At 28.6% G+C, this 13,626-nt stretch carries 14 protein-coding genes; all 14 read left to right on the top strand.

The window, feature by feature from the left end; genetic code table 11:
- The first annotated feature begins 34 nt into the window (after nt 1-34).
- Nucleotides 35-1,291 carry a glycosyltransferase family 4 protein gene (locus OD917_RS03535; protein ID WP_263522158.1) on the top strand — a complete coding sequence of 419 codons (1,257 nt, stop codon included), beginning with the start codon at nt 35-37 and terminating at the stop codon, nt 1,289-1,291.
- Between the two features lie 48 nt (nt 1,292-1,339).
- Nucleotides 1,340-2,602, top strand: coding sequence for an O-antigen polymerase (locus OD917_RS03540; RefSeq protein WP_263522159.1), 1,263 nt, complete (start codon nt 1,340-1,342; stop codon nt 2,600-2,602).
- 4 nt (nt 2,603-2,606) lie between these two features.
- Nucleotides 2,607-3,308 (top strand): glycosyltransferase, encoded by a 702-nt coding sequence (locus tag OD917_RS03545; protein ID WP_263522160.1) that lies wholly within the window; start codon nt 2,607-2,609, stop codon nt 3,306-3,308.
- Between the two features lie 114 nt (nt 3,309-3,422).
- Nucleotides 3,423-4,547, top strand: coding sequence for an acyltransferase family protein (locus tag OD917_RS03550; protein WP_263522161.1), 1,125 nt, complete (start codon nt 3,423-3,425; stop codon nt 4,545-4,547).
- A 155-nt stretch (nt 4,548-4,702) separates the two neighbouring features.
- Nucleotides 4,703-5,518, top strand: a complete 816-nt coding sequence (locus OD917_RS03555; protein WP_263522162.1) for a glycosyltransferase — start codon at nt 4,703-4,705, stop codon at nt 5,516-5,518.
- A gap of 524 nt (nt 5,519-6,042) precedes the next feature.
- A complete protein-coding gene (locus tag OD917_RS03560; protein WP_263522163.1) occupies nt 6,043-6,651 on the top strand; it encodes a glycosyltransferase in 609 nt (202 codons plus the stop codon).
- A 6-nt stretch (nt 6,652-6,657) separates the two neighbouring features.
- Nucleotides 6,658-7,245, top strand: coding sequence for a DapH/DapD/GlmU-related protein (locus tag OD917_RS03565; RefSeq protein ID WP_263522164.1), 588 nt, complete (start codon nt 6,658-6,660; stop codon nt 7,243-7,245).
- Nucleotides 7,246-7,256: 11 nt separating this feature from the next.
- Nucleotides 7,257-8,075 carry a glycosyltransferase family 2 protein gene (locus OD917_RS03570; protein WP_263522165.1) on the top strand — a complete coding sequence of 273 codons (819 nt, stop codon included), beginning with the start codon at nt 7,257-7,259 and terminating at the stop codon, nt 8,073-8,075.
- Nucleotides 8,076-8,975: an NAD-dependent epimerase/dehydratase family protein gene (locus OD917_RS03575; RefSeq protein ID WP_263522166.1), complete on the top strand. Its 900-nt coding sequence runs from the start codon at nt 8,076-8,078 to the stop codon at nt 8,973-8,975.
- Between the two features lie 24 nt (nt 8,976-8,999).
- Nucleotides 9,000-10,118, top strand: coding sequence for a GDP-mannose 4,6-dehydratase (gene gmd, locus OD917_RS03580; RefSeq protein WP_263522167.1), 1,119 nt, complete (start codon nt 9,000-9,002; stop codon nt 10,116-10,118).
- A gap of 32 nt (nt 10,119-10,150) precedes the next feature.
- On the top strand, nt 10,151-11,083 hold the full coding sequence (locus OD917_RS03585) for a GDP-L-fucose synthase family protein (protein ID WP_263522168.1): 933 nt from the start codon (nt 10,151-10,153) through the stop codon (nt 11,081-11,083).
- Between the two features lie 15 nt (nt 11,084-11,098).
- Nucleotides 11,099-12,064 (top strand): MraY family glycosyltransferase, encoded by a 966-nt coding sequence (locus OD917_RS03590; RefSeq protein WP_263522169.1) that lies wholly within the window; start codon nt 11,099-11,101, stop codon nt 12,062-12,064.
- A complete protein-coding gene (locus OD917_RS03595) occupies nt 12,061-12,486 on the top strand; it encodes a hypothetical protein (RefSeq protein ID WP_129747932.1) in 426 nt (141 codons plus the stop codon). Before OD917_RS03590 ends, OD917_RS03595 begins: the two co-directional genes overlap by 4 nt.
- The gene (locus OD917_RS03600; protein ID WP_263522170.1) at nt 12,479-13,600 is read left to right on the top strand and encodes a DegT/DnrJ/EryC1/StrS family aminotransferase; all 1,122 of its coding nucleotides are present in this window, start codon (nt 12,479-12,481) and stop codon (nt 13,598-13,600) included. Before OD917_RS03595 ends, OD917_RS03600 begins: the two co-directional genes overlap by 8 nt.
- Nucleotides 13,601-13,626 lie beyond the last annotated feature (26 nt).

Below are 13,626 nucleotides of genomic sequence, written 5' to 3' on the forward strand. Positions count from 1 at the left end.
AACTGTATAAGTATTTTTTTAAACATTCTAAGAAATGAGGGTATTAATTGTTAATGCATATGATAATATGGGAGGTGCTGCAAGAGCTTCATATAGATTGCATCAATCATTATTAGAGAAAGGTATCGAAAGTAGGATGTTAGTTCAAAATAAATTTGGGGATGATTTTACTGTAGAATCCTATACTACATGTACTTTTCAAAATATCTGGGAAAAATGTCGCACAATAGCGGACAATTTTCCTGTTAAGTTCTATAAAAATAGAACCAAAACACTTTTTAGCCCATCTTGGATTGGATTTAACAATTTGGTTAATCAAATTAATACCATAAATGCAGATATAGTACATTTACATTGGATTTCTAATGCAATGGTAAAAATTGAAGATTTAGCCAAAATTAAAGCGCCTATAATTTGGACATTACATGATAATTGGGCTTTTACAGGTGGTTGCCATATAATGTGGGAGTGTATAAAGTTCAAGGAAGAATGTGGTAGTTGCCCTCGATTAGATAGCAGGAAGGAAATAGATTTGAGTCGAAGAATTTTCAATCGAAAAAAAAAGACCTACAGTAAATTATCAAATATGGTAGTAGTAGGTTTAAGTAAATGGATAACCAATTGCGTAAAGGAAAGTGCTCTTCTTAAAAATCATGAAGTTGTCAACATACCCAATCCAATTGATACAAATATTTTTAAACCGTTAGATGTAAAGTATGCTAGAAGTCTCTGGAATTTACCCATTAATAAGAAATTAATACTTTTCGGAGCGATGAGCGCAACAAGTGATGTAAATAAGGGATTTAAAGAATTAGTTGGTTCTTTAGATTTATTAAATGATAAAAATATTGAGTTTGTTATTTTCGGAAGTAGCGAACCAAAAGAGAAACAGCCTTTCAAACTAAAAACACATTATTTAGGGCATTTACATGATGATGTAAGCCTAGTGTCTCTTTATAGTGCTGTTGATCTAATGGTAGTACCCAGTTTACAAGAGACATTACCTCAAACCGCAAGTGAAGCTATGGCATGCGGGACACCTGTTGTTGCTTTTGGCCATACAGGGTTATTGGACATTGTCGAGCATAAAAAAACAGGATATTTAGCAAAACCTTTTCAAGAGAAAGATTTGGCAACAGGAATTGAATGGGTTTTGAATTCTGATAATTATAGAGATTTATGCTTCAATGCAAGAGAGAAGATTGTTAAAGAATTTGATAGTTCTTTTATAGCCAATCGTTATATTGAATTATATAATAAAGTGACATTAAGTAGCAAATATGACAAGTAGTTTGGATTGTAGTAAATGTTTATTTGTTTATCAGGTTAAAAATAAACAATGGAAGAATTAGTTTTACGTTTTGGTCTTTATTACATTTTTTTTTCATTTCTTTTATTTTTTTTATTTAAGAAATATTTGCTCTCAATATTTGACCCTTTCCTGTTTACCGTTCTAATGATGGCTTCAAGTCTAAGCCTATCAACAGATTCATATTTTTTCTTTTATGTTTTCTTTTCAATTTTAACATTTACAATCGGTTTTAGATTAATTAAATTACCTGTAAGAAATGATACAAAGATTGAAAAACTTATAGATTTGCAATTACTTGAAATATTTACGATACTTTTCTTTATTCTTTATGTAGTATTAAGCCTTTATTTTTTAAAACTCTCAGGAGTGCCTTTATTTTCTGATAATCCAACAGAAGCAAAAATATCTAGATTTGTTGAAGGAACAGGATGGATGAGAAGAGTGTTTTTCCTAAGTAACTTTTTGCTAATTTGCATATGTCTGTTATTGATTGTTTCAAAAAAAAGATTTATATTTTTTGTAATGTTTGTCGCTTATTTTTTGTTGTCGATATTGCAGGGATCTAAGTCGGGAGCGCTTGGTATTGTAGCTGTTTTTTGGTATTTCTATCAGCAAAATAATATATGGTCAGATTCTGTTATCTATATTAAAAAACTTATCAAGTCAAAAATGAAATACTTTTTGATTGTTACAGCAGTTTTATTTCTTTCAATTGTAATCAAAGAAGCTCAAATCGAGGAGGAAGACGGTAATCCAATTTTTGCCATAGGATTTAGATTAATGGAATTTGGAGATGTAATGATTTACTATAAAACTCAGATAGTGAGAGATTCTTTTGCCAATTTTAATTTTATTGATTATTTCTTATATGAGTTCAATAGTATTTTTGGAATGCTTAGGTTGACAGATTATTATGAGCCTATGGGGTATCAGATGGTTAAGACTTATTGGAGTACTTCGTCTCTATTTGATGATGTTGTTTTAGGTCCTAATACTGTTTTTTTTGTTAGAGGGCATATTTTTTTTGGATACATTGGTGGCATAATTTATAGTTTTTTAGTTGGGATTTTAACTGCTTATTTTAGAAAAAAAATTATAGAGATTAGAATAACTAGTGTTTTTAGATATGCCTTAGCGGTTTATGGTTTTTTCTTAATACCTGCCTTTTTAAAAGAATTTAATCAAGCAATAGGTACCATGTTTGATTTTGTGTTTTATTTAGGGCCAATCTTTTTTCTTTCGTTAATAATCAAAGAAAGCTTTAATAAAAATAAAATAATCATAGAATAATAAGATGAAATCAAAATTAATATCTGTTATTACTGTTGTATATAATAATGTTGAACTGATTGAAGATACTATAAAGAGTATCCTTTCATATGAAAGGGATAGTTTTGAGTATATAATTATAGATGGAGGTTCAACAGATGGTACTGTTGAAGTGATTAATAAGTATTTAGATGAAATTTCGACTTTTATTACTGAAAAAGATAAGGGTATATATGATGCTATGAATAAAGGTATTTCTCATAGTAATGGGACATTCGTGTATTTTATAAATTGTGGTGATCGTTTGTTAAACCTACCTATAAAAGAGCTATCTGATAACATTAGTAATGATATAAATTGTTTTCCAGTTGAATTATCGAGTGGTAAAAAATTAATTCCGTCAAATGGATTTATGTTAAAACTGAAAAACACACTTCCTCATCAGGGATGTTTTTACAAAAAATCAAAAGATTTAAAATATGATTTAGATTACAAAGTTTTTTCAGATTTTAATCTAAATCAACAGATTTATCAAAAGAAAGGAAAAATTTGTGCATTCAGTGAGCCTGTTGTTGCATTTCATGATATGGGTGGAATTTCACATGATAAAAAATATAGTAAAGAAATTTTTAAAGTCGTTAATAATAACTTTGGTGTAAAGTATAAGTTTTTTTCATGGATTTATTTTAAGAACAGAGGACTAATTCATCGTTTCAAAAATATTTGAGTTGTATGTAGGCTGATAAAGTCAATCCTTTGAAAAATTTTGAATGCACATATAACTCTATTATTAAAGTGTTAAGCCAACTGATTTGATTTTTTGTACTTAATTAGAGTGGAAATGTTTGATAAGGATAAAATTAGCTTTTCAGCTTTAAGTAAAAGTTTAAAAAAAGAGAATATGAAAATTAAATTTTTAGATGGAATAAGAGGTTATAGTGCATTAATAGTAGTAATATATCATTCTTACTTATTTACTTATTTTAATAATACTATTTCAAAAAACGAGTTTCTTAATAATTTACTTTCAATAATAAAACTTGGTTATTTATCAGTAGGTGTTTTTATTATCCTTTCAGGATTTTGTTTGGCAATTCCAGTAGTAAACAATGAAATGAACTTTCAAGGAGGTATACAAAGATATTTTAAAAGAAGGTTTAGACGAATTGTTCCACCTTATTATGTAGCTTTAATTTTAAGCATTATTATTATTATTACATTCCCTGTTTTACAAGTTAATAGTAATACAAACTGGGATTCAAAAATTCCAATTAATTTCGAGAATATAGGTGCACATTTTCTTTTAATACATAATTTAAAAACATACTGGATTTCCAAAATAAATGGTGCTCATTGGAGTGTTGCTTTGGAATGGCAAATATATTTTCTTTTTCCGATAATGCTTTTTATCTGGAAAAAAGCGAATTGGTTGATTTCATTAAGTATAACATTTATTTTTTCTTACTTTGTAAATATTTATTTGCCTTTTACAAGACCTCAATATATAGTGCTATTTTTTTTAGGTTTACTATCGGCTTTCTATACTTTTAATAACGAACATAGATTAAAATTCAACAAATATTTTTTTTTATTTTTAATAATTCTTTTTGCAATTGCACTAGTAATAATCAAATTAAAAGTAATACCTGAATTTTATTCTGAAATTATTTTAGGACTTTCAATATCTTTTTTATTGAATCAAATAACATTTCTTCCTGATAAAAATATTTTTATTATTTTTTTTTCCAGCAAGATTTCGGCTGAACTAGGTAAAATATCATATAGTCTATATTTGATTCATGGGCCAATTTTAGCTTTGGTTAACCTTTTATTACTTAAATATTTTAATATAAAATACGAAATTCAATTGTTAATAATGTGGTTCGTAATCACTCCGCTTACTGTATTCTTAAGTAAGATTTTTTATGAACTGGTTGAAAGTAAATTTTTAAACAATAAAAATTAATATTTTAAAAACTTTAGCAATTAGAACAAATTGATATTATAGTTTGCCACACATATTCTTTTTAAGTTGGGATGTTGTATATTAAATGGCAATTGTTAGTTACTTAACAAAAGTAAGCTAACTTGAAATTTTGAATTCAAAATAATTTTTTAAGAATGATTAGTAATTTAACAATCGTAATCTGTTTATATAATAAAGATATAAATGAGTCTGCTACTTTGCAGAGTCTTTTAAATTTCAAAGATTTCAAAGATTATTCGACAATTTTTATTTGGGACAATAGCAAAGAGGTTATTAATCAGCAATCATTTATTTTTTTAAACAATCATTTTAAAAATTTAATTTATAAACATACTCCTGAAAATGTAGCTCTATCGAAAATATATAATACTGTTATTGATTCCCTTGAAGAAGATTCATTTATGATGTTATGTGATGATGATTCAGATATTCCATTAAGTTTTTTTGAGATCTTAGAGGAACAAATTAAACTTAACCCTTATCAAGATTTATTTTTGCCACAGATATATTCTAATTCGGTCTTAGTCAGTCCGGCAAAAGATTTTTTAATTAAAACGGGCCTTATAAAAAAATTAAAAGCTGGGATAATAGGTTCATCTAATATTACAGCAATAAATAGCGGAATGGTAATTTCTAATAGATTTTTTAAGGAAGGATTTCGATATGATGAAAGATTACGTTTTTATGGTACGGATAATTACTTTATGAACAAATATTCAAAATCCAGGAAAAATTTGGTAGTACTAGATGTTAAATTTGTACATAGCTTAAGTTTTAATGATTCAAATGATATAAGTAATAAATTGAGGATTTTTAAAGAAATAAAAAGATCTAATGCTATAATTTATTCAGATCAATTTTTTAAAAGACAAATAGTTTTATTTAACAATTTAGTTGTTGCTTGTAAGTTATGCTTAAAGCATAAAACGCTTAGGTTTTTCTCCAATTAAGATATTACATTAAAGTTTAAATTATGAAAAAGGTTGTAATATCTGCAGTGAATCTTTTCGAGGGAGGGCCGCTTTCAGTATTAAAAGATTGTCTTTTTGCTATAGAAAAAAGTGATGAATTTGTCGAACATGAATTTGTTGCTCTTGTACACAAAAAAGATCTGTTTACAGAAAATCAATATAAAAAAATTAGTTTTGTAGAATTTCCAAAATCCAGAAAATCTTATTTTTATCGTTTATATTATGAATATTTTTACTTTAAAAAATTTGCAAACCAAAATAATATAACTTTTTGGTTTTCACTTCACGATATTAGTCCGACTTTAAAAAATGTTCCTCAGGCCGTATACTGTCATAATCCATCACCTTTCAATACAGTAAATTTTAAAGACATTTATATTCAGCCAATACAATTTTTCTTTAGACTTTTTTATAAATATTTGTATAAAATAAATATTAAAAAAAATAAATATGTAATTGTACAGCAGTTATGGTTGAGGAATAAGTTTATTGAAATGTTTGATTTGAAAAAAGAAAAAATTATTGTCTCATTTCCTGAAATTCCTAAAATTCCATCTGAATTTTTACATTCAGAATATAAAATGGAAAATGACAAAAAAATATTTTTCTTTCCAACTTTTCCAAGGCCATTTAAAAATATTGATGTTATCTGTGAGGCATCTAAAATTCTTTCTCAAAAAAATGAAGATTTTACAGTTGTAATTACAATTGATGGTTCTGAAAATAAATATGCTAAATCAGTTGTTGATAATTATAAAAATATTAAAAATATCAATTTTATTGGATTAATTAAAAGAGAAGAGGTATATCGATATTATGCTAAATCTGATTGTTTAATTTTTCCATCTAAATTAGAAACTTGGGGATTACCAATAAGTGAGTTTAAACAATTTAAAAAAACAATATTTGTTGCTGATTTACCATATGCGAGAGAAACAGTGGGAAACTATGATTATGTTAATTTTTTTAAAACAGACGATGCAGTTAAATTAGCAGAATTAATGTCCGGTTTTATAAATGATAATTTTAATTTTGATAAGACTTTGTCAATTGAGTATGAAGATCCTTTTGTTCAAAACTGGAATGAATTGTTTCAAACCTTATTAAAATAAATTTATATGTTAGAAAGATACGGTTTTCTAGGTTTTTTTAAACTTGGAGTTTCTTTAATCTATACAAAGGTTTTCTTTAAACAAGCAAGATTGATAAGATTGCCATTTGATATAAGAAATAAAAAATTCATAGAGATAGGGAAAAAATTTACTTCGGGAGTTGGCTGTCGAATAGAAGCTTATCCAGAAAATAAAGAAAAAGTTGTTTTTATTGGTGAAAACGTTCAAATTAATGATTATGTTCATATTTCTGGCATGAAAGGTGTAAGGCTTGGCAATAATGTATTAATTGCAAGCAAAGTTTTTATATCTGATCTAAATCATGGAAATTATAGCGACGAAGGTTCGATTGATTCTCCGGATACTCCGCCAAGTGAAAGAAAATTATATGCAAAACCTATTATTATCGAAGATAATGTTTGGCTAGGTGAATTTGTTTCTGTTTTACCTGGTGTAACAATAGGTAAGGGAAGTATTGTGGGAGCAAATTCAGTAGTATCTAGGAGTTTACCTCCAAATGTAATTGCTGTGGGGACACCAGCAAGAGTTGTGAAAAAATATAATTTTGACACTAAAAAGTGGGATAAAGTATAAACAAAAATTAAATGAGTGCAAAAATAACATGCTGTATTGTTTTATATAGAAATGATAAGAACGTTGTGCAAAAGGCAATTAATTCTTGTCTAAATACAGAATTAGATATAAAAATGTATCTAATTGATAATTCTCCAACAAATGAATTAAGTAAATTAGTTGAAGATTCACGAATTGAATATTTTCATAACCCTTCTAATCCTGGTTTTGGAGCTTCACATAATATAGCAATAAAAAAAGCAATAGATCAACATTCTGATTATCATTTTATTGTTAACCCTGATATCTATTTTACTGATGATGTAATTGGCTCAATGATTGAGTATATTAAAACAGATATGGCTATTGGGATGATGATGCCGCAAATTTTAAATGAAGATGGAAGTATTCAAAATCTGCCTAAACTTTTGCCATCACCTTTTAGTATATTATGGAGAAAAGTTAAAAAACCCAATAATGCCTATAATGCTTTTATAAACAAATATGAATTAAGGGAGGTTCCTAAAGATCTTATTTACAATACCCCGATTTTGTCTGGATGTTTTACACTGGTTAGTTTAAAAGCAATAAATGAAGTAGGAATGTACGATGACAATTTCTTTATGTATTTTGAAGATTGGGATTTATCAAGAAGAATTCATAAATATTATAAAACCATTTACTTTCCTAAAGTCTCTGTAATACATGAATATGAATCTGGTGCTAATAAAAGTAAAAGGCTCTTTAAAATATTTATCAATTCTGCAATTACATATTTTAATAAATGGGGATGGTTCTTTGATTCAGAAAGAAAAGAGATTAATGACAAAACATTGTCGCAATTTAATTAAATGAAAACAGTTATTACAGGTGGATCAGGTTTTGTAGGAAAGAATCTTCGAGAATATTTAATATCCTCGCATGAAGTAGAAGTCAAAAGTATTCGCTTTGTGCTTAATCAACATTTTGATTTTAAGGGAAGTGCAATTATTCATTTGGCGGGAAAAGCTCATGATCTTAAAAATGTATCAAAGCCTAGTGACTATTATGAAGCTAATTTTGAATTGACAAAACAAGTTTTTGATTCCTTTTTAAAGTCAGATGCAACTGTTTTTATTTTTTTAAGTTCTGCAAAAGCAGCTGCGGATCAAATAAAAGGAGTGCTTACAGAAGATGTTATACCGAACCCAAAAACGCATTATGGTATTTCTAAAAGACAAGCTGAAGAATATCTTTTAAGTAAAGAATTACCAGCAGATAAAAGACTCTATATTCTCAGACCATGTATGATTCACGGACCTGGGAATAAAGGAAACCTTAATTTGCTATATAATTTTGTTTTAAAAAACATACCTTGGCCATTAGGGGCATTTGATAATCTTCGTTCTTTTTTGAGTGTGGAAAACATTTGTTTTGTAATAAATGAATTGCTTGAAAATAAAGAAATTCCCAATGGTATTTATCACATTGCTGATGATGATTCATTATCAACAAATGAATTGATTCAAAGAATTGGAATGAATTTAGGAAAAAAAACTACTATTTGGAAAGTTTCACCTTGGGGCATAAAAACAATTGCAAGAATTGGAGATTATTTATTATTACCATTAAATTCAGAAAGACTCAATAAATTAATCGAAAATTATGTGGTAAGTAATTCAAAAATTAAAAAAGCTCTAAAAAAAGAATTTCCAGTAACAACACAAGAAGGATTAAACACTACAATAAAATCCTTTAAAAAATATAATTAATACACTCTTAGAATATAAAATATTATGAAAATAGCACTTATAACAGGTATAACTGGACAAGATGGTTCATACTTGGCAGAATTATTATTAGAGAAAGGTTATATGGTTCATGGTGTTAAAAGGAGAGCATCTTCTTTCAATACACAACGTATTGATCATATCTATCAAGATCAGCATGAAGTTCATGTGAATTTTAAGTTGCATTATGGAGATTTAACGGATTCTACAAATATCATTCGAATTATTCAGGAAGTTCAGCCTGATGAAATCTATAACTTAGGTGCAATGAGTCATGTAAAGGTTTCTTTTGACTCTCCTGAATATGTTGCAAATGTTGACGGTATTGGTACATTAAGGATTTTAGAAGCAGTACGTATTCTAGGAATGGAAAAGAAAACTCGCATATATCAGGCATCAACATCCGAATTATATGGTGGATTAGCAGAAAATAAAAATGAAAAAGGATTGTATGATGAAAATTCACCTTTTTATCCTCGTTCACCTTATGGAGTAGCAAAAATTTATGGTTTCTGGATTACAAAAAATTATCGTGAAGCTTATAATATGTACGCATGTAATGGAATTTTGTTTAATCATGAATCACCTCGTAGAGGAGAAACTTTTGTGACACGTAAAATAACCATGGCAACAGCAGCAATTGCTTTAGGGCAACAAGATTGTTTGTATTTAGGGAATTTAGACGCTCAACGTGATTGGGGACACGCAAAAGATTATGTAGAAGCAATGTGGAGAATCTTACAACAGGATGTTCCTGAAGATTATGTAATTGCGATGGGAGAAACCACTTATGTGCGTGATTTTGTAAAAATGGCATTTTTAGAAGTAGGTATAGAAATTGAATTTAGAGGTGAAGGAGTAAATGAAAAAGGGTATGTAGCTTCATGTAATAATCCTGCTTATCAGATAGAGTTGGGTAAACAGATTATTGCTGTTGACTCACAATATTTCCGTCCAACAGAAGTTGACTTGCTTATTGGAGATCCAACAAAATCAAAAACAAAATTGGGTTGGGAACCAAAATATGATTTAGCGGGACTAGTAAAAGAAATGATGGCCTCTGATCTTGCATATGTTCAAAGAGAAAAGATGTTAAGCGAAGCAAGGTCTATTACTAAATATTAATGTAAATCGATTGTTAATATTATAATTATCACATGGAGTTAAATGATAAAATATATGTAGCTGGACACCGTGGTATGGTGGGTTCGGCTATTTTAAGACAGTTGAAATCTAGAGGATTTACAAATTTTATTTTGCGAACATCTTCAGAACTTGACTTAAAGGATCAGCAAGCTGTTGCTGATTTTTTTCAGCAAGAAAAACCAGATTACGTTTTTTTAGCGGCTGCAAAAGTTGGCGGTATCATTGCAAATAATACTTATAGAGGAGATTTTATTTACGAAAATCTAATGATTCAAAATAATGTGATTCATCAATCGTATTTGAATAAAGTAAAAAAACTTATGTTTCTTGGATCTTCCTGTATTTATCCGAAAATGGCTCCTCAGCCATTAAAAGAAGAATACATGCTTACTGGAGAATTGGAACCAACAAATGAACCTTATGCAATTGCTAAAATTGCAGGAATTAAAATGTGTGATGCATATAGAGACCAATTTGGATGTAATTTCATTTCAGTAATGCCTACTAATTTGTATGGTCCTAATGATAACTATGATTTGAATAACTCGCATGTTCTTCCGGCAATGCTTCGAAAATTCATTACAGCTAAACGTAATGGAGATACTTCGGTTACTATTTGGGGAACAGGAAGTCCTAAAAGAGAATTTTTGCATGCAGATGATTTAGCTGAAGCCTGTTTGTTTTTAATGGAAAACTATAATGATTCAGGTTTAGTTAATATTGGTGTTGGTGAAGATATTTCGATTTTGGATTTAGCAATTCTAGTAAAAAAAGTTGTAGGATATGAAGGAGAAATTTTAACAGATACTTCTAAACCTGATGGAACTCCACGTAAATTGATGGACGTTTCTAAATTGAATAGTTTTGGTTGGAAAGCAAAAACGACTTTGGAAGAAGGAATTCAAAGGGTTTACGATGAAATAAAAGATGTTACGTGGGAATAATTTAAATAAAAAAGAATGCAATACACAGTACTGTTGTTAATTTTGATGATTTTAATGTTGCTTTATTTCAAAGTAGCAGATCGTTTTAATATTATCGACAAACCAAATCAAAGAAGTTCACATACCGAAATAACACTTCGAGGAGGAGGAATTATTTTTTGGTTTTCTTCTTTGTTATATTTTGTACAAAATATAGAAACTAATTACTTTTTCTTTACAGGAATTACATTGGTTAGCTTGGTTAGCTTTTGGGATGATATTCAAAGTCTTTCCAATAAAATTAGAATTTCAATTCATTTTCTTGCTATCACATTGATCTTCTTAGATCTCAACTTGTTTACTCTTATGCCAGTTTGGGGAGTTGTTATATCTTATATACTTGCCATTGGATTAATAAACGCATACAATTTCATGGACGGTATTAATGGTATAACAGGGCTTTACACTTTAGCCGTACTTGGATCTTTATTATATGTTAATACCAGAATTCAACTGTTTACAGATGGCAGTTTCATAAAATATGGAATGATTGCAAGTCTTGTCTTTTTGTTTTTTAATTATAGAAAAAAGGCTAAATGTTTTGCAGGTGATGTTGGTAGTATTGCAATTGCATTTTGGATTATTTATTTAGTTTTAAAATTAATTTTAAGTACAAACTCAGTTATTTGGCTTTTGTTTTTAGCTGTTTACGGTGTTGATGCAGTTTGTACCATTTTACATAGGCTTTATTTAAAACAAAATATATTCGAAGCGCATCGTTTACATTTGTATCAAATTCTGAGCAATGAATATAAAATACAGCATAGATTAGTTTCGCTGTATTATGCATTGGCACAAATTGGGGTTTCTATTTTAGTAATATCACTTTATCAAAAAATAAACGATTATATATTATTTCCGATTATAATTGTTCCATTGCTTTTAGTGTATTCATTAAAATTTTACTTAATGAATAAAAGCAACTTAAAATTACAAGTATGAGTCCAGAAGTAATTCAGGGAGGAAATTTTTCAGATCACCGAGGAACTATTTCATATGTTAATGATTTTAGTTTTAGTGGTATTGAAAGATTTTATATCATTACAAATTCAGAAGAAAACCCTATACGTGCTTGGCAGGGGCATAAATTAGATTCAAAGAATTTTTACTGTGTAAGCGGATCTTTTAAAATTCATTTTGTCAAAATTGATAATTGGGAAAATCCTTCTAAAGATTTAACTATTGAAACAGTAGAAGTATCTGAATTCGATAGTAAAATTGTCCATATTCCTGCAGGTTATGCAAATGCAGTAGAATCATTAGAAAAAGACTCAAAATTAATATCATTTTCTACTTTGCCATTATCAAATGTAAAAGAAGATGATGCCCGATATCCTTCTGATTATTGGAATCTAAATGGGTAGAATTTATTTATCCTTATCGCAGCAAAGTGGTTTCGAAATAGAATATATTGAGAAAGCATTACAATCTAATTGGATTACTTCTGGTGGGCCAAATGTAAATGATTTTGAAGTTGAACTTCAGAATTATTTCGGAGAAGATTCATTCGTTGCAGCGTTAAATTCTGGAACATCAGCTATTCATTTATCATTAATTTTATTAGGAGTAAAACCAGGAGATGAGGTTATTTGTCAAAGTTTAACATTTTCAGCATCTGCAAATCCAATTTTATATCAAGGCGCAACTCCTATTTTTGTTGATAGTGAACCTGAAACCTGGAATATATGCCCTGAAAATCTTGAAATAGCGATAAAAGACCGGATTAAAAAAGGCAATAAACCAAAGGCGATAATTGCAGTTCATTTGTATGGTACGCCATATAAAGTAGATGAAATTCATGCCATCGCTGATCGTTATGGAATTCCAATTATTGAAGATAGTGCCGAAGCACTAGGAAGTTGTTATAAAGGGAAACATTGTGGTACTTTTGGCGAATTTGGAATATTGTCTTTTAACGGAAATAAAATAATTACGACCTCAAGTGGCGGTGCATTAATATCTAATTCAAAAGAAGTAAAGGAAAGAGCCATTTTTTATGCTACTCAGTCAAAAGATGATGCTATTCATTATCAGCATAGTGAAATTGGGTATAATTACAGAATGAGTAATATTTGCGCTGGTATTGGATTGGGGCAAATGAAAACGCTTAAAGAAAAAATAGATTCGAGAAGAAATAATCATTTGTTTTATCGAGAACTTTTTTCAACTATTGAAGAAGTCGAACTTTTTGAGACAAAAAATGAAGATTATTTTTCAAATTATTGGTTGAATACAATCTTGCTAAAATCAAGCAAAGTTAAGAATGATTTGTTGCAGGCTTTTGAAAAAGCAGACATTGAGACACGTCCTATTTGGAAACCAATGCATAGGCAGCCAATTTTTGAAAGCTATCCTTATTATGGTAATAAAATGTCAGAAAAGCTATTTGAAAATGGATTATGTCTGCCTTCTGGAACAAATCTTACAAATGAAGATAAAAAAAGAATAGAAAAAGTAATTAACACTTTTTTTAATTAATTAAAATAAAAACACTTACCTAATTT

The organism is Flavobacterium sp. SH_e (assembly GCF_025717045.1).
Taxonomy (GTDB): Bacteria; Bacteroidota; Bacteroidia; order Flavobacteriales; family Flavobacteriaceae; genus Flavobacterium.